Source organism: Bacillus sp. TH22, from assembly GCF_016651015.1.
Taxonomy (GTDB): domain Bacteria; phylum Bacillota; class Bacilli; order Bacillales; family Bacillaceae_G; genus Bacillus_A; species Bacillus_A mycoides.
This window is the reverse complement of the sequence record NZ_JAEKER010000001.1, coordinates 2,456,687-2,482,858: the sequence shown is the minus strand read 5'-3', so window position 1 is coordinate 2,482,858 and position 26,172 is coordinate 2,456,687. Positions and strand designations below refer to the sequence as shown.

21 protein-coding genes are annotated in these 26,172 nt (G+C 35.1%); 14 read left to right on the top strand and 7 right to left on the bottom strand.

The annotated features are described in order from the left end of the window. Nucleotides 1-153 precede the first annotated feature (153 nt). Nucleotides 154-276 (top strand): hypothetical protein, encoded by a 123-nt coding sequence (locus JFU18_RS30210; RefSeq protein ID WP_002125145.1) that lies wholly within the window; start codon nucleotides 154-156, stop codon nucleotides 274-276. 361 nt (nucleotides 277-637) lie between these two features. On the opposite strand, the gene JFU18_RS12610 is transcribed toward JFU18_RS30210, so the two are convergent. Beyond that, entirely contained in the window at nucleotides 638-1,144 is a 507-nt protein-coding gene (locus JFU18_RS12610; RefSeq protein WP_002010444.1) for a GNAT family N-acetyltransferase, read from the bottom strand. 501 nt (nucleotides 1,145-1,645) lie between these two features. Further along, the gene (gene fdhD, locus JFU18_RS12605) at nucleotides 1,646-2,452 is read right to left on the bottom strand and encodes a formate dehydrogenase accessory sulfurtransferase FdhD (RefSeq protein WP_002125147.1); all 807 of its coding nucleotides are present in this window, start codon (nucleotides 2,450-2,452) and stop codon (nucleotides 1,646-1,648) included. A 295-nt stretch (nucleotides 2,453-2,747) separates the two neighbouring features. On the opposite strand from fdhD, the gene fdhF reads away from it, so the two are divergent. From fdhF to JFU18_RS12565, 8 genes are all read left to right on the top strand, one after another. Next, nucleotides 2,748-5,690 (top strand): formate dehydrogenase subunit alpha, encoded by a 2,943-nt coding sequence (gene fdhF, locus JFU18_RS12600; protein WP_201034689.1) that lies wholly within the window; start codon nucleotides 2,748-2,750, stop codon nucleotides 5,688-5,690. Between the two features lie 12 nt (nucleotides 5,691-5,702). After that, entirely contained in the window at nucleotides 5,703-6,185 is a 483-nt protein-coding gene (locus JFU18_RS12595) for a helical membrane plugin domain-containing protein (RefSeq protein ID WP_002140332.1), read from the top strand. Nucleotides 6,186-6,343: 158 nt separating this feature from the next. Then, on the top strand, nucleotides 6,344-8,215 hold the full coding sequence (locus tag JFU18_RS12590) for a glycerophosphoryl diester phosphodiesterase membrane domain-containing protein (RefSeq protein WP_201034690.1): 1,872 nt from the start codon (nucleotides 6,344-6,346) through the stop codon (nucleotides 8,213-8,215). 369 nt (nucleotides 8,216-8,584) lie between these two features. Continuing rightward, nucleotides 8,585-9,718 (top strand): alanine dehydrogenase, encoded by a 1,134-nt coding sequence (gene ald, locus JFU18_RS12585; protein ID WP_002010453.1) that lies wholly within the window; start codon nucleotides 8,585-8,587, stop codon nucleotides 9,716-9,718. A 103-nt stretch (nucleotides 9,719-9,821) separates the two neighbouring features. Then, entirely contained in the window at nucleotides 9,822-11,237 is a 1,416-nt protein-coding gene (locus JFU18_RS12580) for an amino acid permease (RefSeq protein ID WP_201032440.1), read from the top strand. Between the two features lie 126 nt (nucleotides 11,238-11,363). Then, entirely contained in the window at nucleotides 11,364-11,924 is a 561-nt protein-coding gene (locus JFU18_RS12575; protein WP_033713463.1) for a class I SAM-dependent methyltransferase, read from the top strand. A 350-nt stretch (nucleotides 11,925-12,274) separates the two neighbouring features. Then, nucleotides 12,275-12,652 carry an ArsR/SmtB family transcription factor gene (locus JFU18_RS12570; RefSeq protein ID WP_002010461.1) on the top strand — a complete coding sequence of 126 codons (378 nt, stop codon included), beginning with the start codon at nucleotides 12,275-12,277 and terminating at the stop codon, nucleotides 12,650-12,652. Nucleotides 12,653-12,672: 20 nt separating this feature from the next. Beyond that, nucleotides 12,673-15,027, top strand: a complete 2,355-nt coding sequence (locus tag JFU18_RS12565) for a heavy metal translocating P-type ATPase (protein WP_201032441.1) — start codon at nucleotides 12,673-12,675, stop codon at nucleotides 15,025-15,027. 224 nt (nucleotides 15,028-15,251) lie between these two features. On the opposite strand, the gene JFU18_RS12560 is transcribed toward JFU18_RS12565, so the two are convergent. After that, a complete protein-coding gene (locus JFU18_RS12560; RefSeq protein WP_002169184.1) occupies nucleotides 15,252-16,715 on the bottom strand; it encodes a nicotinate phosphoribosyltransferase in 1,464 nt (487 codons plus the stop codon). A 199-nt stretch (nucleotides 16,716-16,914) separates the two neighbouring features. Here JFU18_RS12560 and JFU18_RS12555 point away from each other — a divergent pair, with 199 nt between their 5' ends. The 3 genes from JFU18_RS12555 to JFU18_RS12545 all read left to right on the top strand — a co-directional run bounded on the left by JFU18_RS12555 (nucleotide 16,915) and on the right by JFU18_RS12545 (nucleotide 20,184). Further along, nucleotides 16,915-18,174 carry a helix-turn-helix transcriptional regulator gene (locus JFU18_RS12555; protein WP_201032442.1) on the top strand — a complete coding sequence of 420 codons (1,260 nt, stop codon included), beginning with the start codon at nucleotides 16,915-16,917 and terminating at the stop codon, nucleotides 18,172-18,174. A gap of 14 nt (nucleotides 18,175-18,188) precedes the next feature. Beyond that, on the top strand, nucleotides 18,189-18,317 hold the full coding sequence (locus JFU18_RS12550; protein WP_000733136.1) for an NprX family peptide pheromone: 129 nt from the start codon (nucleotides 18,189-18,191) through the stop codon (nucleotides 18,315-18,317). A gap of 166 nt (nucleotides 18,318-18,483) precedes the next feature. Beyond that, nucleotides 18,484-20,184: a M4 family metallopeptidase gene (locus tag JFU18_RS12545; protein WP_201034691.1), complete on the top strand. Its 1,701-nt coding sequence runs from the start codon at nucleotides 18,484-18,486 to the stop codon at nucleotides 20,182-20,184. 62 nt (nucleotides 20,185-20,246) lie between these two features. Here JFU18_RS12545 and JFU18_RS12540 read toward each other — a convergent pair whose 3' ends face one another. Beyond that, a complete protein-coding gene (locus JFU18_RS12540; protein ID WP_085309053.1) occupies nucleotides 20,247-20,807 on the bottom strand; it encodes a TVP38/TMEM64 family protein in 561 nt (186 codons plus the stop codon). A gap of 400 nt (nucleotides 20,808-21,207) precedes the next feature. Between JFU18_RS12540 and JFU18_RS12535 the strand changes: the two genes are divergently transcribed. Together JFU18_RS12535 and JFU18_RS12530 are read left to right on the top strand one after the other, a co-directional pair. Beyond that, complete coding sequence (locus tag JFU18_RS12535) at nucleotides 21,208-21,726, top strand: RNase A-like domain-containing lipoprotein (protein WP_002125157.1); 519 nt, start codon at nucleotides 21,208-21,210, stop codon at nucleotides 21,724-21,726. 14 nt (nucleotides 21,727-21,740) lie between these two features. Continuing rightward, on the top strand, nucleotides 21,741-22,013 hold the full coding sequence (locus tag JFU18_RS12530; RefSeq protein ID WP_016097207.1) for a hypothetical protein: 273 nt from the start codon (nucleotides 21,741-21,743) through the stop codon (nucleotides 22,011-22,013). A gap of 54 nt (nucleotides 22,014-22,067) precedes the next feature. Here the strand turns inward: JFU18_RS12530 and JFU18_RS12525 are convergent, their stop codons facing one another. The 3 genes from JFU18_RS12525 to JFU18_RS12515 all read right to left on the bottom strand — a co-directional run bounded on the left by JFU18_RS12525 (nucleotide 22,068) and on the right by JFU18_RS12515 (nucleotide 26,091). Next, nucleotides 22,068-23,330, bottom strand: coding sequence for a VanW family protein (locus JFU18_RS12525; RefSeq protein ID WP_002010475.1), 1,263 nt, complete (start codon nucleotides 23,328-23,330; stop codon nucleotides 22,068-22,070). 233 nt (nucleotides 23,331-23,563) lie between these two features. Then, nucleotides 23,564-24,580: an LCP family glycopolymer transferase gene (locus JFU18_RS12520; protein WP_085309057.1), complete on the bottom strand. Its 1,017-nt coding sequence runs from the start codon at nucleotides 24,578-24,580 to the stop codon at nucleotides 23,564-23,566. 332 nt (nucleotides 24,581-24,912) lie between these two features. Beyond that, nucleotides 24,913-26,091 (bottom strand): NupC/NupG family nucleoside CNT transporter, encoded by a 1,179-nt coding sequence (locus JFU18_RS12515; RefSeq protein ID WP_000668860.1) that lies wholly within the window; start codon nucleotides 26,089-26,091, stop codon nucleotides 24,913-24,915. Nucleotides 26,092-26,172 lie beyond the last annotated feature (81 nt).

Genomic DNA, 26,172 nt, shown 5'->3' with positions numbered 1-26,172 from the left:
CCCTATGTTGCGACATAACGTCATGTCATTTTATTTATAAAATGACAATTCCATTCTATTGTGTATGTGAGATAGAGAGGGTTTTCGTATTCACCTCGCATCGGATAAGAAAAATTTCCTATCTCACACTTTTTTTAAAAGGGGATTGTACACATGAGTAAAAAAGTAGAGCATTTACAAAAAGAAAAGCAAGATCGTAATGCGGTTGTAATGTGTGTTGCGGTATCTATGCTTATTATGATAAGTTGTGTAAATAAATTTTTCGGGATTTTATAATAGAAAAAAGCTTATTGCTTCTTAAGAAGCAATAAGCTTTTTTTATGTATTCTATATAATAAACCAAGGTAGAATTGCCAGTCCAGAAGTTACAATTGCTGTAGCAAATATTAAAAAGATAGCTTGTTTGTTTTGTTTCATGTTACATTCTCCTCTACATATCAATTGCATGCTATACGTTCATTTAATAATTAGCGGGAGACGGATCCTCCTCGCTGAGTGAAGTTTCACTTTATATTTTTAGTATAACGAATGGAAAGGATTAGAACGATCGATAAAGGTGACATGAAGATTACATTGTTGTAATGAAAAAAGCATCTTAATTAATAAGAAGATGCTTTTGAAAAATTATATTTAAATGTTAATTATTTAAGAATAAAACCATATGCTCTTCGTCCCAATATTGGCCATTATGTTTTAAGGACCGTTCTTGCACACCGTAAGTTTGGAAGCCGAGGGACTCATATAATTTTTTTGCAGCAGTGTTATCAGCGACAACATCAAGCATAAGCTGTTCTACATGTAATTTATCGGCATTTTCAATAATCGCTTTAATTAAAGCTCGTCCTGCACCGAGGCCACGCGCTTTTGGAGAAACAAAAACTGAGCCGATTTTTGCCTTATGCTCTTGCTTAATAAATGGCTTTGTTTCTAGAGTAGCAATACCGATTAAATCATTATCTTTGAAGACACCTAGAGTATACTTATCCGGATTGCTTAATCGCTTTGCCATAGCAGCGACAGGGTTTTCCTGTTTAAGAACATCTTCATAAGAAGAGCTAAAAGCCTCAGGGTTTTTCATTAAACCTTCCATACACACTTTCAAATAAATTTCTGCATCCTCTGTTGTTAATAAGCGAATTTCCATAGTTGTAACCTCCTAGATTGATTCAAATTTAATTCATTAACTTTGTAAGATTAAGTTTAGTTAAATGTATTCTGTGACTATTCTTTCTTAATTTGTAAAAGAATGAAAAGATTATGCTACTATGTTTTCATTTTATTTATCCCGCTATTTGTGGGCAGTAAAACTCCTACCTCAAAATTCGGCTGGAGCAAAGAAGTTAGGTGGGAGCCCTGCTGCCCGTAAAAGCCCGATTGGTGGAGGCTAATAATCAGTGGGGGATGAACACCTCCCACTGATTATAGTTTCACTTTATGTAATGAAATTATATATTAACTTTATTAACTATTCAAGGTTTTAATATGTTACATTTTTATAACTAAAATTCCCACTTTGTAAATGAGTCATTTTTATCCAACTATTCGTGGGAGTCGGATTACCCGTAAAAGCCCGATTGGTTGGGCTAATAATCAGTGAGGAGGGAAAAACCCTCCACTGATTAAATTTTCACTTTCTTTTACGTATTCAATCGTTTATTTTGTAGCCATCGATTCGTTCCGGATGTGTATAAATATTGCAAGATCCATTTCGAATAAATCCTACTACGGTAATACCTAAATCGTGGGCGAGTTGCAGAGCTAGTTTAGTTGGAGCTGATTTAGATAGAACAATTTCGCAACCTATTTTTGAAACCTTTAACAAAATTTCAGATGAGATGCGTCCGCTAAACGCAATGATTTTCCCTTGAACAGAGATATTGTTTCGTAAACAATGACCGTATATTTTATCTAGCGCATTATGTCTTCCGATATCCATTCTTGATAAAAGAATGTTATTTCGATCACATAAAGCGGTATTATGCACACCACCCGTTTGGCGAAATGTAGTTGAAGATTGTTGTAAGGAAGTCATTAGGTGAAAACATTCTTCCGGAGTAATAGTTATATGTATATCATGTAACTTTTTTGCTTTTGCTGCATCGTTGACGAAAACAAAACCTTGTCTACTTTTCCCGCAACAAGAAGTTACGTACCGTTTATTATATAAAGTTTGATAGAGCGGATTAATTTTTGATGATTTTACATGGACAATTCCGTTTTCTTTTTGGATCCATAATTCTTCAATATCTTTATAAGAAGAAATAATTCCTTCAGAAATTAAAAAACCGGTTACCATATCTTCAATGTAATTAGGAGTGCATACAACTGTTACGTATTCTTCGCTATTTAATTTAATTGTAATGGGAGATTCCGTAACAACCTCATCGGTTTGTTTTGAAAATGTACCAGATTGATAACGTACAATTGTATATGTTTCTTGAATAGGCCCCATATTAAATTCCCCTTTATATGTATTTTTCCCCATATTTATCATAAAACATCAAAAAAACAAAAGCATCTACTAACAAGAAGATGGCAGATTATTTTGGTTATTATTGTATATGTACGATATAATAGATTTGTAGAATAGCGACATTTTCAAGCTTTCGTAGTTATACCTTATAACATCTAGAATCGACTTCCAAAGGAAAGTATTTCAACAGGGCGCTTCAAAAATATGTACAACACAATTATGAAAACGGATTCATAATTGTGTTGTACAGTTAGTTGTAAGGAGAGGGGAAACTATGACAGAACAGACAGTCCGTGTAACCGTTGATGGTAAAGAATTTTTCGTATCAGGTGAAAAGACGATACTCCAATTGTTTAACGAAAGTAATTTAGAACATCCTCAAATTTGTCATGTACCAGAGGTAGATCCTATTCAAACTTGTGATACATGTATTGTAGAAGTGAATGGAAGTTTACTACGTGCCTGTTCGACGAAGTTGGAAGATGGCATGCATATTGAGAGGCAATCGGAACGTGCAAAGGAAGCACAAACTGAAGCGATGGATCGAATATTAGAGAATCATTTATTGTATTGTACAGTATGTGATAACAATAATGGTAACTGTAAAGTCCATAATACAGTACATATGATGGAGATTGAAGAACAGAAATATCCATATGAACCGAAAGTAAGTGCATGCGAAGTGGATACGTCGCATCCATTCTATCGATACGATCCAAATCAATGTATTGCTTGTGGGCAGTGTGTAGAAGTATGCCAAAATTTACAAGTGAATGAAACTTTATCGATTGATTGGAGTTTAGACCGTCCACGTGTTATTTGGGACAATGGTGTGAGTATAAATGACTCGTCTTGTGTTAGCTGTGGGCAATGTGTAACAGTTTGTCCTTGTAATGCATTAATGGAAAAAACGATGCTAGGAGAAGCTGGATTTATGACTGGTTTAAAACCAGATGTGCTAAATCCAATGATCGATTTTGTAAAAGATGTAGAGCCTGGATATAGCAGTATTTTAGCAGTTTCAGAAGTAGAGTCCGCGATGCGTAAGACGAAAATTAATAAGACAAAAACAGTTTGTACATTTTGTGGTGTAGGTTGTTCATTTGAAGTATGGACGAAAGATCGTCAAATTTTAAAAGTGCAACCTGTTTCAGATGCACCGGTTAATGGTATTTCTACATGTGTAAAAGGAAAATTCGGATGGGACTTTGTGAACAGTGAAGAGCGTATTACAAAGCCGTTAATTCGCCAAGGGGATATGTTTGTTGAGGCTTCATGGGAAGAGGCTCTTGAAGTTGTTGCATCTAATATGCAACATATTAAATCAGAATATGGTAGCGATGCGTTTGGGTTTATTTCTTCTTCGAAAGTAACAAATGAAGAAAACTATCTTATGCAAAAACTAGCTCGTCAAATATATGGAACAAATAATGTAGATAACTGTTCCCGTTATTGCCAATCTCCAGCAACAGACGGTTTATTTAAAACTGTCGGTATGGGCGGAGATGCTGGAACAGTGAAAGATATTGCTGAGGCAGGTCTTGTTATTATTGTTGGTGCAAATCCAACAGAAGGACATCCTGTACTTGCAACTAGAGTGAAGCGTGCTCATAAATTACATGAACAAAAACTAATTGTCGCAGACCTTCGTAAACATGAAATGGCGGAGCGTGCTGATATATTTGTTCACCCGAGTCAAGGGACGGATTATGTATGGCTTGCTGGGATAACGAAATACATTATTGATCAAGATTGGCACGATAAAAAGTTCATAGCTGAAAATGTAAAGAATTTTGATGAATATAGCAAAATGCTAGAAAAATATACGCTTGATTATACTGAGGGAATTACAGGGATTTCTAAAGCTCAGTTAAAAGAAATGGCTCGTATGGTATATGAAGCAGATGGTACTTGTGTACTTTGGGGAATGGGTGTAACTCAAAATACAGGAGGAAGTACAACGTCAGCAGCAATTTCAAACTTACTTCTCGTTACAGGTAACTACCGTCGTCCTGGTGCCGGTGCGTATCCGTTACGCGGGCATAATAACGTACAAGGTGCTTGTGATATGGCGACATTACCGAACTGGCTTCCGGGTTACCAAGCTGTTTCAGATGATGTGCATCGTGCGAAATTTGAAACAGCATATGGTACTACCATTCCGAAAGAACCGGGATTAAATAATATCGCAATGTTACTTGCGGCCGAAGAAGGAAAACTGCGTGGTATGTATGTTATGGGAGAAGAAATGGCTTTAGTAGATTCAAATGCCAACCATGTACAACATATTTTAGCGAATTTAGACTTCCTTGTTGTTCAAGATATGTTCTTATCGAAAACAGCTCGTTTCGCCGATGTTATTTTACCAGCAGCACCAAGCTTAGAAAAAGAAGGAACGTTTACGAATACAGAGCGCCGTATTCAAAGATTATATGAAGTATTGAAACCGCTTGGTGATTCAAAACCAGATTGGTGGATTTTACAAAAAGTAGCTCGTGCACTGGGCGGAGACTGGAATTATGGAAGTCCAAGTGAAATTATGGACGAAATTGCATCGCTTGCACCGTTATACTCTCAAGCGACGTACGACCGTCTAGAAGGCTGGAATAGTTTATGTTGGGGTAGCCATGATGGTAGTGATACACCATTATTATATGTAGATGGATTTAACTTCCCAGACAAACTAGCACGTTTATCACTAGATGAATGGGTTCCGCCAGTTGTAGCACCAGATGAGTATGATTTACTATTAAATAATGGCCGTATGCTAGAGCATTTCCATGAAGGGAATATGACGAATAAGTCGGCTGGTATTTTATCTAAAGTGTCTGAAGTATTTGTTGAAATTTCACCTGAACTTGCTAAAGAACGCAATGTGAAAGATGGTGGTCTTGTAGAGTTAGCATCACCATTTGGAAAAATCAAAGTACAAGCGCTTGTTACAGATCGTGTAACTGGAAATGAGTTATATTTGCCGATGCATGCGACAGTAAATGAAGAGGCAATCAATATTTTAACAGGAACAGCAACAGACATTTATACGTGTACACCAGCTTATAAACAAACAATGGTGAAACTGCGCGTATTACGTGAAAAAGGAAATCGTCCGTTACCATCTTCAAACCCGAGAGATAAAAAACGTCATCCGCAAAATGGTGTTGAAATCGAGCGAAAGTGGCAAAGAAAACAATACGTATCACTTGTGGACCAGAATTAGGGGGCGGAGATAATGGCAAAAGAGATTACTTTAATTAAAAAGAAGATTGTAACAGAAGAAGAAAAAAAACAGCAAGTAACAGATGAGTTGTTAAATGATCTAGCTGAAAATAGAGAAGCAGTGGAAGAGACGATGCAGCTATTAGCGCAGTTGCAAAAAGCTGGAATTTTAGATGCAGCAATTAGTTTACTTGCTGCAAAAGAAGATGTTTCCAAAATAGCTGTTGAACAATTAAATCGTGAACCAGTAAAGAATGCATTAAACAATATGATGGGGGCAGGAGAGGCATTATCTTCAGTGGACCCAGAAATAACGAAACAAATAACATCTAGTTTAGTCACTGGATTACAATTTGCAACAGAGGAATTAAATAGTGGTAAAAAAACAAAAGTGATGGATTTCTTTAAAGTGTTAAAAGATCCAGATATCAACAGGGCGATTACATTTGGTTTTAGTTTCTTAAAAGCATTTGGACAAGGACTAGAGAAAAAATAGAGCGAGTGAAAAAAGTGATGGGATTAGCCATCACTTTTTTCATTATATGTATAAGAGTGTTCATGTTAAGCGGAATATATTATTATTATTAAAAAGATGGATTGAAATTGGAAATATGGAATCCATCTCAAATATCGTTTTAGAATGTGGAGGAATATATGCAACACCGTAAAAGACTATCTATACCAGGAGTAATGGGACATTCCTTTCAAACAGTTAGATTTGCTTTTTGGAATGTATTAACCTTTCAACTTACTTATAAATTATTAGCAGCGATTGTATTTGTCCCGCTATTTGGGATCATTTTTAATAAGTTATTGTATTTTGGTGGTTATGCAAATGCGACGAATGATGAATTATTAGCGTTTTTAAAGACACCATACGGCATTTTGGCAATCGTAATTTTATCATTGTTAGCACTGTTTCTTATCTTTACGGAATTTGCGGTGCTTATTATCATTTCGTACTTCGCTCATAAAAGACAAAAGGTGAAATTACGTCCGATTTTATATAAAACCGTAACGTATTTACCTACTCTTTTCACATATTGCTTACCAGGATTTATTTTATATGCTGTCGTATTGTTACCTCTTTTAAATCTTGGATATGAAACGGCATTAATTCCGCAAATTCAAATTCCTAACTTTATTACAGGAGAACTGTTTAAGACAACGATGGGACAAGTTGGTTATTACACGTTCTTTGCTGTAGTTGCGTATTTGAACCTTCGCTGGATTTTTGTTCTACCTATTGTTGTTTTAGAGCAAAAGCCGTTTCGCACAGCAGCACGTAAAAGTGCAACGTTAGTAAAAGAAAGTTTTTTTAAAGTACTATTCTTTTTAGTAGGATTTTTTATTTCAATAGGGATTGTGTACGGTGTATTTTTTGGAATGTATTTATTGTGTCTATGGGGCATGTATGAATTTACAAATCCACAGGGAACATTTGCATTATTAGCAGAATCAACAATGTCTGTATTTTTAACGAGTACATTGTATTTATTTAGTTTTATCGTGACGCCATTTTATATTATGGCAATAACACGATTGTATTTACAAAAGGTTCCGGTTGAAGATGTTTTATTAGAAGAAGGATTAGATTATTCGAAAACAAAAGCAGATAAATGTTTCTTCCAAAAACATCGTTGGAAATTTATTGGTGTATATATTGTAGGAATTATTACTGCCGGAATGGTCGTTGCCTTCATTGTAACGTTTATTTCAAATTCATATAAAGAACCAATTATTATGGCTCATCGTGGTTATATTTCAAAAGGTGTAGAGAATACGAAAGAAGCTCTGCAGGGGGCTATTGATGCCAAAGCAGACTACGCTGAAATTGATGTACTGCAAACAAAAGACGGTGAACTAGCAGTTATACATGATTTGAAGCTAAAACGTCTTGCGAATGCTAATGTTCACGTGTCAGATTTAACGATGGAGGAGTTAAGACAGCTTACCCTTAGTCAAGATGGGTTTTCAGGACAAATAAGTACACTTGATGAGATCATTAAGCTGGCAAAAGGAAAAATCAAACTTAATATTGAAGTGAAGCTCCATGGTGGCGAAAAAGATTTCGTAAACAAAGTATTAAAAGCGATTAAAGATAATGAATTTGAGAAGCAATGTGTCATTCAAACGTTACACTATCCGCTTATTAAAGAGTTTAAACGTGCAAATCCAAATATAAAAGTAGGATATATACTGTATGCGAGTAGAGCTAACTTAAAGAATGTGAATGCTGATTTTTATGTAGCAGAAGAATACATGTTAAATAAGAAATTAGTAAAAGAAGCAAGGAAGCTAAACAAGCCAATTTACGTATGGACAGTAAATGATATGGAAAGTTTAAAGGCATATTATAAGTTAAACGTAGATGGTATCATTACCGATTATCCTGAAGACGCACGTGAAACAATTAAGATGTTAAAAGAGCAAGAAGATCGTGAAAGTGATATGTTTGATAAAATTACTGAGACGACAGAAGATCTATTTTCAAAGTTATTTATAAGTTATCCAGCTGCTGGCTAAATGCTAGTAGCTGTTTTTTTGTGAAAAGAATATATTTCTAAAGTATTGAACAAAGTAATAAGTGTATATGTATACGTCATTGCTTAGTTTTTTTACATTGTTACATTATTGTCAAATAATAAATAATTACTATGCATTTTGAATAGATATAATAGAAATAGAGTAATAGATGATGGAGTGGTACGGAGAACCCAATAAAATCAATGTTTTATATATTTACACTATTCTAAATATATAAACTTTAAAAAAATAGTATGTTAGCGTTTTCATAACTTTTAAGTTATGCTAGAATAAGGACATAAGTTATTAATTATTTAAAAAAGAAAAAAGAATTCCTTTTTTCTGTTAATTATAAGGGGGCATTTCATTATGCGTATTGGGGTACCAGCAGAAATTAAAAACAACGAAAACCGTGTGGCAATGACACCAGCAGGTGTTGTACATTTAGTTCGTAACAATCACGAAGTATTCATTCAAAAGGACGCAGGTGTAGGATCTGGTTTCACAGATGCTCAGTATGTTGAAGCGGGAGCGAAAATTGTTGATACGGCTGAAGAAGCTTGGAACATGGAAATGGTTATGAAAGTTAAGGAACCAGTTGAAAGCGAATACAAACACTTCAGCGAAGGTTTAATCTTATTCACATACTTACACTTAGCTCCAGAACCAGAATTAACAAAAGCGTTAATTGAAAAGAAAGTTGTTGCTATCGCATATGAAACAGTACAATTAGAAAACCGTTCATTACCATTACTTGCACCTATGAGTGAAGTAGCTGGTCGTATGGCTGCACAAATCGGTGCGCAATTCCTTGAGAAAAACAAAGGCGGTAAAGGTATCTTACTTGCAGGTGTTCCAGGAGTTAAACGTGGTAAAGTAACAATTATCGGTGGTGGACAAGCTGGTACAAATGCTGCTAAAATTGCAGTTGGACTAGGTGCGGATGTAACAATCATCGACTTAAGTGCAGAACGTCTTCGTCAATTAGATGACATTTTCGGAAACCAAGTAAAAACTTTAATGTCTAATCCTTACAATATTGCAGAAGCTGTAAAAGAGTCTGATCTTGTAATCGGTGCAGTATTAATCCCAGGTGCAAAAGCGCCAAAACTTGTAACAGAAGAAATGATTAAATCAATGGAACAAGGTTCTGTTGTTGTAGATATCGCGATTGACCAAGGTGGTATTTTCGAAACAACTGACCGTATTACAACTCATGATAACCCAACTTATGAAAAACACGGCGTTGTTCACTATGCAGTTGCAAACATGCCAGGTGCGGTTCCACGTACATCAACTCTTGCATTAACAAACGTAACAGTACCATATGCAGTACAAATTGCTAACAAAGGCTACAAAGAAGCTTGCCTAGGCAACACTGCATTATTAAAAGGTATTAATACATTAGAAGGCTATGTAACATTCGAAGCAGTTGCAGAAGCTCACGGTGTAGAGTACAAAGGTGCTAAAGAATTATTAGAAGCAGAAACAGTATCTTGCTAATAGAAGCATTATACAAAACAAAATCGAACAATGTATAAAACAACATGATAAGAGCTAAGAGATAATACCTCTTAGCTCTTCTTGGTAAAAGGGGGCATTCATCGTGGCCAACCTATTTAAAAAGAAATCCGTTACGCAATTGTTAGGGGAAAGTAAAAGTAAAACTTTGACGAAAACGCTAGGGGCATTTGACCTAACAATGCTAGGGATTGGTGCGATAATTGGTACAGGAGTTCTAGTATTAACTGGATTAGTAGCAGCAAGAGATGCTGGTCCAGCAGTTATTTTTTCATTTATGATTGCAGCAATTGTTTGTGGATTTGCAGCTTTATGTTATGCAGAGGTTGCATCTGCACTTCCTGTTTCAGGTAGTGTGTACACATATTCATATGCAACAATTGGTGAGTTTGTTGCCCATTTAATGGGATGGACATTGCTATCGGTATATGTCGTAACGACTGCCGCAGTAGCTGGCGGATGGACAGGTTATTTCAATAATTTAGTGAGTGGATTAGGACTTGAAATTCCTAAAGCATTGTTAACGATTCCATCGCAAGGTGGTATGGTGAACTTACCCGCAATTATCGTTACGTTGATGATAACTTGGTTATTATCACGAGGTACAAAAGAAAGTAAGCGTGTGAATAACATAATGGTATTAATTAAAATTGGTATTGTTGTTTTATTCATTGCAGTTGGTGTATTCTACGTGAAACCAGAAAACTGGATACCATTTGCACCGTACGGCTTAAGTGGAGTCTTTGCCGGAGGAGCAGCAGTATTCTTCGCTTTCTTAGGATTTGATGCATTAGCAACTTCTGCTGAAGAAGTGAAAAATCCACAACGTGATTTGCCGATTGGTATTATTGCTTCATTAGTCATTTGTACAATCATTTATGTTGTAGTTTGTCTCGTTATGACAGGTATGGTTTCTTATAAGGAATTAGATGTACCTGAAGCGATGGCCTATGTATTAGAAGTTGTAGGACAAGATAAAGTGGCTGGTGTAATCGCTATTGGAGCTGTAATTGGTATTATGGCTGTAATTTTCGCATACATCTACGCTACAACACGTGTATTCTTCGCTATGAGCCGTGACGGTTTATTGCCAAAATCTTTTGCGAAAATTAACAAGAAGACAGAAGCACCAACATTTTCAGTTTGGTTAACAGGAATTGGTAGTGCTTTAATTGCCGGATTTATCGATTTAAAAGAATTGTCGAATTTAGCGAATATTGGAGCGTTATTAACATTTGCGATGGTTGGTGTAACTGTCATCATTCTTCGTAAAACGCACCCAAAATTACAACGTGGATTTATGGTACCACTTGTACCAATCTTACCGATTATTTCAGTTGCAAGCTGTCTATTCTTAATGGTAAATCTACCGTTAAAAACATGGATATACTTCGGTGTTTGGTTAGCAATCGGAGTGGTTGTATACTTTGTTTATTCGAAAAAACATAGTCATTTAAAAGACGATGGAAGTTCGCAAGATAGTTTAGAAAAAGCTAATTAAAGGGATATAAAGTTAGTAAGCCTTGTGCGTCTAGGGAGCGCGCAAGGCTTTTTCTTTTGGGGAAATAAAGGAGACCAATGTTATGTTGTCGAATTTTTATGTCGGAATATAAGAAGGGGTGGAAAGATGGAGACGAAAGTTGTCGTTGGAGCAGAGGGATATAATAATAACCCAGGTTGGTTACATACAAATGAGGATGAATTAAATTTATTAAAAAGAGAAACGTGGCTTAATAAATTTCAGCCTAATTCTTTATCGGTAATTTTAGCTGAACATGTATGGGAGCATTTATCGTATGAAGAAGGTATAGAAGCAGCTAAAATATGCTTTGAGTTTTTACAAGATGATGGTTATATTCGTTGTGCAGTGCCGGATGCATTTTTCCCCAATGAAGAATATCAGCGTGGTGTGCAAGTGGGAGGACCTGGCCCGTTAGATCATCCAGCTGCAAGTCATAAAATTGTACATAACTACAAAACGATTATATCTATGTTTGAAGCAGTAGGTTTTCAAGTAAAGCTTTTAGAATACTGTGATGAGAATGGCCAGTTTCATTATAGTGATTGGAAAGAGAACGGTGGACTTATTTATCGTTCGAAACGCTTTGATCATAGAAATCAGGATGGAAAGTTAGGATTTGCTTCGTTAATTGTGGATGCAGTAAAAGTTAATAAAGTGAAACTTTAATCAGTGGGGGGCTTCATCCCTCACTGATTATTAGCCCTCACCAATCGGGCTTTTACGGGCAGTTAATCTCCCACCTAACTTCTTTGTTCCAACTGCATTTTGAGGTGGGAGTCTTACTGCCCGTTAATGCGGGATAAATAAGAAGGGATGCACGGTAGTTTTCGTGCATCCTTTTTGTATGAAGGGCATGATAGATGCGGAGAATATTTATATGTTTATTTTGAAATGTGAACGAAATGTTTTAAAAAATGTATGAGAATTCATTGACACATATGAATGGACGCTCATATAATAAAGGTATAAGACATATGAATAGTTGTTCATATGTTCAAATAAAGAGGTGAGCTGTGATGGCTGAAAATAAAGTAGAAACGCAACAGGAAGCATGTTCTCAAACGGTAATTCACGAGGAAATCGTGGATCAAGTAAAACAAACAATTCCGACTGATGAAAGTTTAAGTAAAGTAGCAGAATTATTTAAAGTATTAGGTGACCGTACACGTACGAGAATATTACATGCATTATTTGAAGCTGAAATGTGTGTTTGTGATTTAGCTTATTTATTAGGAATGACGCAATCTTCAATCTCACATCAGCTTCGTGTATTAAAGCAAGCAAAGCTTGTAAAGAACCGTAAAGAAGGAAAGGTAGTTTATTACTCATTAGCTGATCAACACGTAATTCATATCTTCGAGCAAGCGTTTGAACACGTAAACGAGGAAGAATAAAAAAGCGAGGAGGGAGAACGATGGCAGAAGCATTAGTGAAAAAGAAACTTATGCTAGAAGGTTTAGATTGTGCAAATTGTGCAATGAAAATTGAAAAAGGTGTTGGGAATATAGAAGGGGTAACATCTTGTTCCGTAAACTTTGCAACAAAAACGATGCTTTTAGAAACACCGCAAAATAAAGAAAATCAAGTTGTTACGGAAGCGAAGCAACTTGTTACAAAATTAGAGCCACATATTAAAGTGCAAGAAGAGCAAAAAATAAAATCAGTAAAAGAAGTATTTGTATTAGAAGGCTTAGACTGTGCAAATTGTGCAATGAAGATTGAAAATAAGGTAAAGGAAATGCCAACAATTTCAGAAGCGACTGTTGATTTCGTATCAAAGAAATTACGAGTAGAAGTTGCAAATAAACGAGAACTTGAATCGACTGTACAAAATATAAAAAATGTTGTTCAAAAGTTAGAGCCTGATGTAAAAGTTGTTCGTGAAGAGGAAAAAGGACACGACCATGATCATGGTGATGGAAATGTGAAAAAGATGATAGGAAGATTAGTAGTCGGTGGAATTTTGACAGGAATTGCTGCGTTAGCCGGATTACCGCAAATGATAACAATTCCATTATTCGTCCTTGCTTATTTATTAATAGGTGGAGATATCGTTTGGAGAGCGGTAAGAAACATAACTCGCGGCCAAGTGTTCGATGAAAACTTTTTAATGGCAATTGCAACTTTAGGAGCTTTCGCGATTCAACAATATCCAGAAGCGGTAGCAGTTATGCTATTTTACCAAGTAGGGGAACTGTTCCAAAGTATTGCAGTAAATCGTTCTCGAAAATCAATTACGTCATTAATGGATATTCGTCCTGACTATGCAAATGTGAAAGTTGGAAACGAAACGAAACAAGTATCACCAGAAGATGTGCAAATTGGTGAGTATATTATCGTAAAACCAGGTGAAAAAGTACCGTTAGACGGGAAAGTAGTTGAGGGAACATCAATGATGGATACTTCAGCGTTAACAGGTGAGTCTGTACCGAGGGAAGTAGAAGTTGGTAATGACGTATTAAGTGGTTTTGTAAACCAAAATGGTGTATTAATTGTCGAAGTTACAAAAGAGTTTGGTGAATCCACTGTATCGAAAATTTTAGACTTAGTACAAAATGCAAGTAGCAAAAAAGCGCCAACAGAAAACTTTATTACAAAGTTTGCACGTTATTATACTCCTGTTGTAGTTATAACAGCAGCAATAATGGCATTTATTCCACCACTTATTTTAGAGGGTGCTACATTCTCCGATTGGATTTATAGAGCTTTAGTGTTCTTAGTAATCTCTTGTCCATGTGCGCTCGTTGTATCGATTCCTCTTGGATTCTTTGGCGGTATTGGTGGGGCATCTAAAAGTGGTATTTTAGTAAAAGGAAGTAACTATTTAGAAGCATTGAATGATGTGAAATATATCGTTTTTGATAAAACAGGAACATTAACAAAAGGTGTCTTTAAAGTTACGAAGATGGAGCCTAGTGAAGGTATCGCAGCTGAAGAGCTATTAGAATATGCAGCATTTGCAGAAGTATATTCAAATCATCCGATTGCACAATCTATTCGAAATGCATATGGAAAATCAATCGATGAAAATGCTATTGAAGACTATAGTGAAATTTCTGGTCATGGTACGGTTGTAAAAGTACAAGGAAAAGAAATTTTCGCAGGTAATGCTAAATTAATGAGCAAAGAAAACATTACATTTAAGCAACCAAATACAGTAGGTACACTAGTTCATGTTGCTGTAGATGGTAAATATGCAGGTTATATTGTTATCTCTGATGAGGTAAAAGAGGATTCAAAACAAGCAATTCAAAAGTTAAAAGAACTAGGTATTAAGAAGACAGTCATGTTAACTGGTGATGTAAAATCAGTCGGGGAAGCTGTTGGTAAAGAATTAGGTTTAGATGAAATTCATGCCGAATTATTACCACACCAAAAAGTAGAAGCAATCGAAAAAATTGATGCAGCAAAACGCGGTAAAGAAAAGATTGCATTCGTCGGTGATGGTATTAATGATACGCCAGTACTAGCAAGGGCAGACGTTGGTATTGCGATGGGCGGCTTAGGGTCAGATGCAGCAATTGAAGCTGCTGACATCGTTATTATGACTGATGAGCCTTCAAAAATTGTGACAGCAGTAAAAATTGCAAAACGTACACGTAGCATCGTATGGCAAAATATTATATTTGCATTAGGGGTAAAAGGGTTAGTGTTATTACTCGGCGCCTTTGGTATTGCAACAATGTGGGAAGCAGTCTTCTCAGATGTTGGTGTGACGTTACTTGCGGTATTAAATGCAATGCGTGTACTACGAGTAAAAGATTTATAAAAAAGAGGACGCAATTGCGTCCTCTTTTTTATTGGTTATTTTGTTGAAATTGACTCAAGAAAATAATATCAAATATTATTTTGTTTTTAAATAATTTAATATATAAATTTACAAAAATATAATATTCTTCTTATTATTTTAATATATTTTTTACAAATATCCATATAGTATTGAAAAATGGAGAAGTGGGGGAGGGACAAAACCCCACTGATTAAAGCTTCACTTTATTTTTGTATGTTTTTTTCAACCTGTTCTCGAACAGTTTGAATATAATTCATTTTATGATCCCAACATTCTTGGCTTAAATCGACAGGGTACTCTTCTGGGTTTAAAGTTCGCATATACTCTTCCCAAAATAGTGAGAGGCTGCGTTCATTATACTTTTGAATATCTAATATATTAGGTAATTCATACGCTCTTTTACCGTTAATGAAAATATCTTGATGTAGTTCGCGTGCTTCAAAGCTTGTTACGAATTTACTTATATATGTATGAACTGGATGAAACATTTTTAAACGCTCTTCTTTTCCGGGTTCTTCTGACTCTAAAGCAATATAATCGCCCTCTGCATGATCGTTAACACGGTTAATAATACGATAAACTCGTTTAAGTCCTGGGGTTGTAATTTTTTCAGGATTAGATGAAATCTTAATCGTATCATTTAATTTTCCGTCAGTATCTTCAATAGCGACTAGTTTATAAACAGCCCCTAATGCTGGCTGCTCAAAGGATGTAATCAGCTTTGTACCAACACCCCATACATCAATTTTTGCCCCTTGAGATTTCAAGTGCATAATCGTATATTCATCTAAATCGCTAGAAGCGATAATTTTTGTGTTTGTAAATCCAGCTGCATCAAGTTGTTTTCTGGCCTCCTTTGATAAATATGCCATATCACCACTATCAAGGCGAATACCATAAAAATCGATACGATCCCCGAACTCTTTTGCAACACGAATCGCATTTGGAACACCAGATTTTAATGTGTCGTATGTATCGACAAGAAATACACATTTTTTATGTGTTTCAGCATATTTTTTAAATGCAACATATTCATCGCGATATGCTTGAACGAAAGAATGGGCATGTGTGCCAGCTACAGGGATGCCAAATCGTTTCCCTGCGCGAACGTTACTTGTAGATGAAAAACCACCAATAAAGGCAGCTCGTGTTCCCCAAAGGGCAGCATCAAACTCATGAGCTCGTCTTGTACCGAACTCTAAAAGCTCATCATTATTTGCAGCGTGCTTCATACGTGCAGCTTTTGTAGCAATTAATGTTTGGTAATTTACAATATTTAAGAGGGCAGTTTCAATTATTTGTGCCTCGCCAAGCGGTGCATCAACACGTAATAATGGTTCGTTATTAAAAACAACTTCGCCTTCTTGCATACTACGAATCGTGCCAGTAAATTTCATGTTTTGTAAATAATGAAGGAAGTCTTCTTCAAATTGCAGCTCTGCTAAATAAGCGATGTCACTTTCGGTAAAGCTGAAATTTTCTATGTACTCTACAATTTTTTCAAGACCAGCAAAAACAGCATAGCCGTTTTCGAATGGAAGCTTTCGAAAGTATAGATCAAAAACAGAACGGCGAGTATGAATACCATCTTTCCAATATGTATAAGCCATGTTGATTTGATATAAATCTGTATGTAAGGCGTAGCTATCGTCTTTATAATGATTCATTGCGAAAACACCTCCGTAATTTGGTTATAGTATACCAATTTTTCCCCTTTCGTAGCAAAGAAGTAATAGGCGATTGAAGTCAAGAGAGAAAAAAATGAAATAATGCATATTTTTTAGAAAATTTACATTTATCAATTTATATTTCTCTAGATTTTATGTATTATTAGAGTAGTGGGGGTAATGAGAATGGAGGAGGACAATGCAACAAACATTAGAAAAAATAGGCAAGCAAGTTTTTTATAAACGGCTACAGCAAAAAATGACACAAGAAGAATTATGTCAGGGCATTTGTTCTGTCTCATACTTAAGTAAGATCGAAAATGGAAAGATTGAAGCATCAGAAGAAATTCTACAATTGCTCTGCGCAAGACTAGAAATTGCTGTGACGGATTTGAGAGATGTAGAAGAAGATGTGAAAGTGAAGTTGGACGAGTGGTTGAATGCATTAGTTCATTTGGACAAGCAACAAGTAGAGCGCATATACGAAGAGTTGCAAGGTGAAATGAAGCATGTGTTGGATTTTGAAATTATAAATTATTATAAACTGCTGTATACACGTTATTTAATGATGAAGCGGGATCTCCCTGCTGTTGAAGAAGAATTGGACGGATTGAAGAAAGTGTATAAGAAATACTCGCCTTTTCAGAAGATGTTATATACGTATAATAAGGCATTATTATATTCTGTGCAGTACAAATATACGCAGGCATTAGAATATCTGTTAAAGACGGAATCGATGGCGAAAGAGTTAGGGTATTATGAAACAGGAATATATTATAATTTGGCATTGACATATAGTCAGATGGAAATAGACCATATGACATTATATTTTGCTAATGTGGCATTAGAAGGTTTTAAAAGTGAATATAAATTTAGAAATATAATTAATTGTAAGTTTTTAATTGCGTTTAGTTATACTAGAAAAAAACAATATAATGAAGCTATGGAAATCTATAATCATATCATAAGAGAAGCAACTTCTTTTGCTGATAAAGATAATATTCTTTCTATTGCTTTAAATAATATTGGTTATCTGTACTACCGACAAAAAAATTATGCCAAGGCGAAAGAGTATTATATAGAATGCTTAAAGTATAAAAAAGAAGAGGATATGAATTATATTGATGCCATGTATGAGCTCTCGTTACAGTGTATTCAATTAGGAGAACTTGAGGAAGCGGCTGAATGGATTGAAAAAGGTATCCTTGCTGCAAGGAAAGATGATAGATACAAAGGGATGTTATATTTATTGTTAAATTTAAGATATAAATATTTTGAAGAAAGAGACCTCTATAAAAAATTTCTAGAAACAGAAGTAGTTCCTTTCTTTAAAACAGAGGAAAATATAAAAGATTTAAAGAAAGTATACTTAGAACTAGCTGAATACTTAGAAGAATGCTCAGATTTTAAAGAAAGTAATCGCTATTATAAATTAGCGATTACTTTATTAGAAGAGTAAAGAGGAGGGATAGTATGAAAAAGTTAATTGCAGGAACATTTGTGGTTATGGCAATTGCAGCTGTAGTATTGGATATTCAGTATGCTTGGAAGCCGGATACTCTAGGGCAAGAAGCTAAAACAGTTGAACAAATTAATTTATAAAAAAAACCCTTTCCCAACGGAAAGGGTTTTTTTCAATATTTGTTCCTCAAAATTCTACAAAACTTGAGAAAAAAATTATTTGAATTTTTAGTATATTAATAGTGGAAACATAATGCTAATATGAAATTACTCTTTTTCAAAAATTTTTTATTAGGGGGAAGGTTATATGAAAAGGAAGAGTTTAGCATTAGTTTTAGCGACAGGAATGGCAGTTACAACATTTGGAGGGACAGGCTCTGCGTTTGCGGATTCTAAAAATGTACTCTCTACTAAGAAGTACAATGAGACGGTACAGTCACCTGAGTTTATTTCTGGTGATCTAACTGGAGCGACTGGTAAGAAAGCGGAATCTGTGGTGTTTGATTACTTAAACGCAGCAAAAGGTGATTATAAGCTAGGGGAAAAGAGTGCGCAAGATTCTTTCAAAGTGAAACAAGTGAAGAAAGATGCAGTAACTGATTCAACGGTAGTGCGTATGCAACAAGTTTACGAGGGAGTGCCTGTATGGGGTTCTACTCAAGTAGCTCACGTAAGTAAAGATGGTTCTTTAAAAGTATTTTCTGGAACAGTTGCGCCTGATTTAGACAAGAAGGAAAAGTTAAAAAACAAAAATAAGATTGAAGGCGCAAAAGCAATTGAAATTGCGCAACAAGATTTAGGAGTAACACCTAAATATGAAGTGGATCCAAAAGCGGACTTATATGTATATCAAAATGGTGAAGAAACGACATATGCATACGTTGTGAATTTAAACTTCTTAGAGCCAAATCCAGGAAACTATTACTATTTCATTGAAGCGGAAAGCGGTAAAGTGTTAAATAAATATAATAAACTTGATCATGTAACGAATGATGATAAGTCATCAGTTAAGCAAGATGCTCCTAAACAGGAAGCGAAAGCGGTTGTAAAGCCTGTAACAGGGACGAATAAAGTTGGAACTGGTAAAGGTGTATTAGGAGATACAAAATCGCTTAATACAACGTTATCTGGATCGTCTTACTACTTACAGGATAATACGCGCGGAGCAACAATTTTCACATATGATGCGAAAAACCGCTCAACATTACCAGGAACATTATGGGCAGATGCAGATAATGTTTTCAATGCAGCGTATGATGCAGCGGCAGTAGATGCTCATTACTATGCAGGTAAAACATATGATTACTATAAAGCTACATTTAACAGAAACTCTATTAATGATGCAGGAGCGCCATTAAAATCAACAGTTCATTACGGAAGTAAGTATAATAATGCATTCTGGAATGGCTCACAAATGGTATACGGAGATGGTGATGGTGTAACATTCACTTCATTATCTGGTGGAATTGATGTAATTGGACACGAATTAACACATGCTGTTACGGAAAATAGCTCGGATTTAATTTATCAAAATGAATCAGGAGCGTTAAATGAAGCAATTTCTGATATTTTTGGTACTTTAGTAGAATTCTATGATAACCGTAACCCAGATTGGGAGATTGGTGAAGATATTTATACACCTGGACAAGCAGGAGATGCACTTCGTTCTATGAGTGATCCAGCGAAATATGGTGATCCAGATCATTATTCTAAGCGTTACACTGGTTCAAGTGATAACGGTGGCGTTCATACAAACAGTGGTATTATTAACAAACAAGCTTATTTATTAGCAAATGGTGGTACGCATTCTGGTGTAACTGTAACTGGTATCGGTAAAGATAAATTAGGTGCGATTTACTACCGTGCAAATACACAGTATTTCACGCAATCTACTACATTTAGTCAAGCGCGTGCTGGTGCAGTACAAGCTGCAGCTGATTTATATGGTGCGAGTTCTGCTGAAGTAACAGCAGTTAAGCAATCATTTAGTGCTGTTGGTGTAAACTAAGATATTTCTATTCGTAAGATATATATATTAATAGAATATACTTCAAAAAATAAAGAAGGAGCCTATGCTCCTTCTTTATTTTGTCTCCATTTTTTCCACAAATAAAACAATCCAACACAACCTGCGATTGTAATAATCCACTTCGCTTCATTTGTTCCGTTAATGACATGATATGCAGAATATACTTCAATCAATAAGGCCGGTATTTTCCCTATTGTGCTGGCAATACTGAAAGAGAGTAATGACATTTTGCCGAGAGCTGCAAATAAAGTAACGATACTGGACGGAATGAAAGGAATAAAACGAAAAGATAGGACGAGTAGAAATGCCTCTCTGCCTTCTACGTAAAGAAGACGTTCTACCTTTGGATACTTATTTACTTTATCGTGAGTGAACTTTTGAAGGCCTATGCGATAAATATAAAACGAGATAATAGCCCCTAATGCCTCACCTGCGATCGAAATGATTGTGCCATTTGTTACACCGAAGAGCTGTATATTAATGGCGGTCAAAAAAATACTAGGGATAAAACCTAAAAGACTGATGATGATGTTGATTAATATACTAAGTGGAATTGCGATTGAATAATAGTCTGTTAAGAAGTTTTGAATTGTTTCAGCCATTTTATAAAATCCTTTATCTTTTTTTGCATTACACCATATTTACATTGTATAGGCAAGTGCAAATTTACATAATGTAGAAAACAGTTGATAGAAAGGTGTTTTTATACCTTATATAGGTATAGGGTATATGAAAATAGGGGTATATTTAGTTTATTTAAAAAACACTCCATAAATCCTGTGTTTAAAGGGTTTATGGAGTGTTTCGATTGGTGTTTTCATCTGGGAAATAATTATAAAAACATGGGGGTATATTTTAAAAAGGGCGAAAAACAGTAATTTGATGAAAGGGGGGTGGAAAATATAGTGAAATGAATGAGGGATTTTAAAACTGTATCCATTTTTTCTTTGTGAAATTGACTTTTAGTGGAGTTACGATAATAATCATGGAAGAGGTGATACGATGAAACGATTAAGTAGTCTTTTCTTGAGTAGTTTATTGGCACTAATGCTGATTTTAAGTGGATGTGCAGGAAAAGAACAAAAAACAGAAAAACCAAAAGAGGATCATTCTACATCAGTAGAAAAAATTAGTGATAATATTTTAGATGAAATGGAAGGGCCACCTAAAAATGGTCATACGATTGAAAGGCATGTAGGCAAATCAGAAGAGGATTTGAAGAATCGTTTGAAGACAGATAAAGTTTCAGCGGCAAGTACATACTATGATAAGGAAACAGCGACAAAGGCTGTGAAAGATAGTTTAAAACAACATGATAAAGAAATTCAGGATTGGTTGAAAAACTCTAAAGAGGCTCGTCTTGTATTGAATACAACTCATTCATTCCCAGTTGGAAAAACAGTAATAAAGAAAAATATGAATGTAAAAGACAAACTAGTAAAGACTGTTACTGTTTTAGCGAGAGATAAATCAGGAAATCTAGGATTTAAGATTATTACTTCTTATCCATCAGATAAATAAAGGGGGGAGTATATATGTATCCAACATTACAATACTTTCTTAAATCGTACTGTACGTTAAGTATTCATGAGGATGAAATAGTAAGCGTGATGGAAGAGTTTATAGAGCAAGAGGACGAAGAGATTGTTTTGAAATTACGCGATGAATTAGTAAATATGAAGAAAAAGAACGCGTGGGAAGAAGCGTGCGTATTAGCTGCGAAGCAAGGCAATCGTGTGTGGTCTTTAGAAGAAACGAAAGATCATCTGGAAAATTTTTTACTATTATTGCAAAAGAAAAAGGCGTGAGTAGATCACGCCTTTTTGTATACGCTTTTTGAAATTTGTCCGTTTGATATTATCTCATTGTTTTGGGGCACTTTTATATACGCTTTTTGAAATTTGTCCATTTGAGAGTACTTCACCGTTTTGTGTTACTTTTTTATACGTAACCGCTGTTATTTTATCACCAGTATTACTAATTACTTGAGAAGAAACTTCAACATTTTTACCAGTATTTGTACCGAAAATACGTGTAGTAATACTACCGCCATTTGAAAATGCTTGAATGTAAATATGCTTACCTGTATTGTTTTTAAATTTTAAATCCGGACCATAATCTGCCACTGCTGCATCCTGCCCAAGTGGTAAATAATTTACGGGCATAGAATGATTGCTTCGAGAAACAATTCCTAAATCGGCCCTTAAAGCTGCGCTGTATAAAGTACTACTTACTTGGCAAACGCCTCCGCCTGCACTTTGTATAACTTTACCTTGTGAATATACTGCTGCGGATTTATAACCATGTGCAGCATCAGTTACGCCAACACGGCCATTAAAACTAAACGTTTCATCAGGTGCTACAATAACTCCACTTAAAGTATTAGCTGACTTATTTACGTTATAGGACTGATTTCCATTACGGCCAGCCATTGGGGTAGAGTATTCAGCAATCACTTCTTTAATCCCCATTTGTTGTATATCTTCTGTAGAACGTTCAGGTTTTATTAGTGTAACTGGTAATACAACATCGGGTGTGCCAGAAGTAATAGCTGCGCTTGTTAAATCGGTTAATTTTCCTTTATCAATTTTTTCCCCATTTTGACTTTGGCTAATATTTACTGTAGAGCCTTCAACACTTAATTCGGCGTTGACAGGATTTTTTAATGTTTCATTATATTTATCCTTTATAAAGGTTTCATAAGTTGTTGTATTTAATTGTGGTGTTAATTTATAGTCACGTTTTACTTCACCGTTTTCAGCTTGCTTACGCATGTTGTAACGATTCATTACGTTCCCTTCTTGTTCTTTAAAGATATTGTCGACAATATCCTTCTCTTTATAATCTACTCCTAAATCTTTCCACGTGTAATTTTGCTTATCATTTTGGAATACGTAGTTAAGAGATTTTTGATTTAATTCATTCATCTTTTGATTAACAAGGGCTTGAATATCTGCTTTATTTTTTCCATCAAGAGAAATACCTTCAAATGTAGTGTTTGGTAGTGCAGTTGTATTTAGTTGATTATTTAATTTGGATACATATTGATATCCACCAATACCACCAACACAAAGTAATATGCCACCAGCAATAGCGGAACCAATCAGTATTTTGCTTAGCTTCATTTATTTCCCCCAGAAAAATTTGTATAAATATATGTATTACATTTTTTGTATAAAAATGATGAAAATAACATTATGTACGTCCTAGTATACTATTATTTTCACTACGTGTGTAATGTTTTCATAAAAAACGTTACACTGCTGTAATAATTGTCTCTTTTTGTCACAATATGCATGAGAAATATGTTGAAAATTATAATAAAAAGGCTGCTTAGAAAAATCTAGCAGCCTTTTTATTATAATTTTTTATGCTCATTTTTATTCGTAACACCGAGATGTTCTTGAAGTGTTGTCGATATATCATTAACACTCTTTTCGTTTGGAACGTAATAATAAATACCACCTATATATTTATCAGTACCTTCCACTTGCAATTTATCCATTTTTAAATTTGAATCCATTGAATTTTTTGCAATAGTCATCATATCATCAAAAGTTAAATTTGTTTTTAAGTCTGTATCGACAGCATCTAATAGGCTTCCGATTTTATTAATGGAATTGAGAGATAGGGCTTTTTCAGCAATAGCCTCTAAAACAAGTTGTTGTCGTTGACCACGCATATAATCACTATCAATATGACGCGTTCTAGCTAGTGCAAGTGCTTCTTCTCCATTTAAATGTTGACGCCCTTTTTTTAGGTGAATTGCACCTGCTTCGTCGCTACTATTTTGTTCTGTGAACTCAACTGGAACGTCGACAGTTATACCACCTAGAGAATCAACAATCTTGATAAAGGATTTGAAATTAAATTTTACATAGTAATCAACTGGTACATCTAAAAATTTTTCTACTGTATCAATTGTGCTGTCTACACCACCAAATACATGTGCATGTGTAATTTTATCATATTTATCACGTGATTTAATGAAGACGCGTGAATCACGTGGAATGCTGACTAGTTTAACTGATTTATCATTTTTATTAATTGTTGCAAGTAGTAATGCATCTGTACGAGTCGCTTTTCCGTAACCTTTTTCCCTGATATCACTTTCATCAACACCCATGATCAGGACAGAAATATTATCAGTCATAGGTTTAACAGCTTTTTCACGTTTGCTGGATTTATCTCCTCGGCCGAGTTCAGAATAAGCGTTGCTTAAGACGGATTTTGCTTTACTGTATATATGGAAGGAATAGCCTCCTGCTCCCATTGCTACAATAAGTAAGGGAATAAGAATGAACCAAAGTAGGCGCTTTTTCTTTGAACGTCCTTTTTTGGCTCGAGTTTCGTTGTTAATGTCGGATTTCATCATTTTTTCTCCTTTAAAACAATCAAAGTGTATACATCTAGAAGCGTATTAAAACACATAAAAAATATTTTACGCTAAATAAAAGGTATTGTACATGTATAAAAAATAGATGTATTGATTATTTATCCCGCATTAACGGGCAGTAAAACTCCCACCTCAAAGTCCGGCGAATGCAAGGAAGTTAGGTGGGAGATAACTGCCCGTAAATGCCCGATTGGTGAGGGCTAATAATCAGTGGGGGATAGCCCCCTCTGATTAAAGTTTCACTTTATAAGACACCTATTCGTTATTGTATACAAAAGACAGGGATAAGAAAATGATAAAATTTTACCTAATTAAAGCATAATACTTACAATAATCGCAGATAAAATACTAACAAGAGTAGCGCCGTATAGTAATTTTAAGCCGAAGCGGGCAACAACATTTCCTTGTTCTTCGTTTAACCCTTTTACCGCACCGGAAATAATTCCAATGGAAGAAAAGTTGGCAAAAGAAACGAGGAAGACAGAAATAATACCAACTGTACGGATAGAGAGAGTGCTGGAAATTTTACTAAGATCCATCATTGCTACAAATTCATTTGTTACAAGCTTTGTTGCCATAATGCTACCCGCTGTGACAATTTCAGAACTTGGTACGCCGATAAGAAATGCAATAGGGGCGAATACATAGCCTATTAATTGTTGGAAAGTAATGCCGAATATAATGAGGAATAGGTCATTAATGCAACTCATTAATGCGACGAATCCAATGAGCATAGCACCGACGACAATTGCTACACGAAAACCATCAAGAATGTATTCTCCAAGCATTTCAAAGAAACTTTGTTTTTCCCCTTTTATTACCAAAATGTCTTCATCATCGTTAACGTCGTAAGGGTTAATAATGAGTACGATAATAAAACCACTAAATAAATTGAGAACGAGTGCGGTTACTACATATTTTGGTTCAATCATTGTCATATAGGCACCGACAATGGACATAGATACTGTTGACATAGCAGAGGCGCAAAGTGTATATAGTCGATGTTTTGGAATTTGGGCTAATTGTTTTTTAACCGTAATAAAAACTTCTGATTGGCCGACAATAGCGGAAGCGATGGCGTTGTAAGATTCTAATTTCCCAAGACCGTTTATTTTACTAAGAAAGAAACCAATCCAACGAATAAAGAATGGTAGTATTTTGAAATGTTGCAATATACCAATTAAGACGGAGATAAAGACAATCGGTAATAATACGTTAAGGAAAAATGGCATTTCCCCTTTATTTGCAAGACCGCCAAATACAAAGTTTATACCACTGGCAGCATACTCAAGTAGCCTCGTAAACAGGCTAGAAATTACCGTAATAAGTATGAGACCAATTTCTGTATTTAATAATAAATAGGTTAAAATTAATTGTATAATAAGCATGATAAAAATTGGTTTAAATTTAATATGTTTCTTATTGTTGCTAGCAATATAAGCAAGGAAGAAAACAACGATAAGTCCCACGAAAAAAGTAATAAATTTCATAGTAAGCCCCCTAAAAGAGATATTCTGCTATATATGTTTTTCATTTCAAGGGAGAATATGCATCTTTGGTAAAGAAAGGAA

Bases quoted from the DNA above. Each gene is read 5' to 3' on its own strand.
- JFU18_RS12520 (WP_085309057.1), bottom strand. From the start codon at position 24,580: ATGATGAAATCCGACATTAACAACGAAACTCGAGCCAAAAAAGGACGT.
- JFU18_RS12515 (WP_000668860.1), bottom strand. From the start codon at position 26,091: ATGAAATTTATTACTTTTTTCGTGGGACTTATCGTTGTTTTCTTCCTT.
- JFU18_RS12575 (WP_033713463.1), top strand. From the start codon at position 11,364: ATGGAGACGAAAGTTGTCGTTGGAGCAGAGGGATATAATAATAACCCA.
- JFU18_RS12555 (WP_201032442.1), top strand. From the start codon at position 16,915: ATGCAACAAACATTAGAAAAAATAGGCAAGCAAGTTTTTTATAAACGG.
- JFU18_RS30210 (WP_002125145.1), top strand. From the start codon at position 154: ATGAGTAAAAAAGTAGAGCATTTACAAAAAGAAAAGCAAGATCGTAAT.
- JFU18_RS12540 (WP_085309053.1), bottom strand. From the start codon at position 20,807: ATGGCTGAAACAATTCAAAACTTCTTAACAGACTATTATTCAATCGCA.
- JFU18_RS12530 (WP_016097207.1), top strand. From the start codon at position 21,741: ATGTATCCAACATTACAATACTTTCTTAAATCGTACTGTACGTTAAGT.
- JFU18_RS12560 (WP_002169184.1), bottom strand. From the start codon at position 16,715: ATGAATCATTATAAAGACGATAGCTACGCCTTACATACAGATTTATAT.
- fdhF (WP_201034689.1), top strand. From the start codon at position 2,748: ATGACAGAACAGACAGTCCGTGTAACCGTTGATGGTAAAGAATTTTTC.
- JFU18_RS12535 (WP_002125157.1), top strand. From the start codon at position 21,208: ATGAAACGATTAAGTAGTCTTTTCTTGAGTAGTTTATTGGCACTAATG.
- JFU18_RS12570 (WP_002010461.1), top strand. From the start codon at position 12,275: ATGGCTGAAAATAAAGTAGAAACGCAACAGGAAGCATGTTCTCAAACG.
- JFU18_RS12550 (WP_000733136.1), top strand. From the start codon at position 18,189: ATGAAAAAGTTAATTGCAGGAACATTTGTGGTTATGGCAATTGCAGCT.
- JFU18_RS12565 (WP_201032441.1), top strand. From the start codon at position 12,673: ATGGCAGAAGCATTAGTGAAAAAGAAACTTATGCTAGAAGGTTTAGAT.
- JFU18_RS12525 (WP_002010475.1), bottom strand. From the start codon at position 23,330: ATGAAGCTAAGCAAAATACTGATTGGTTCCGCTATTGCTGGTGGCATA.
- JFU18_RS12610 (WP_002010444.1), bottom strand. From the start codon at position 1,144: ATGGAAATTCGCTTATTAACAACAGAGGATGCAGAAATTTATTTGAAA.
- fdhD (WP_002125147.1), bottom strand. From the start codon at position 2,452: ATGGGGCCTATTCAAGAAACATATACAATTGTACGTTATCAATCTGGT.
- JFU18_RS12590 (WP_201034690.1), top strand. From the start codon at position 6,344: ATGCAACACCGTAAAAGACTATCTATACCAGGAGTAATGGGACATTCC.
- JFU18_RS12545 (WP_201034691.1), top strand. From the start codon at position 18,484: ATGAAAAGGAAGAGTTTAGCATTAGTTTTAGCGACAGGAATGGCAGTT.
- JFU18_RS12595 (WP_002140332.1), top strand. From the start codon at position 5,703: ATGGCAAAAGAGATTACTTTAATTAAAAAGAAGATTGTAACAGAAGAA.
- ald (WP_002010453.1), top strand. From the start codon at position 8,585: ATGCGTATTGGGGTACCAGCAGAAATTAAAAACAACGAAAACCGTGTG.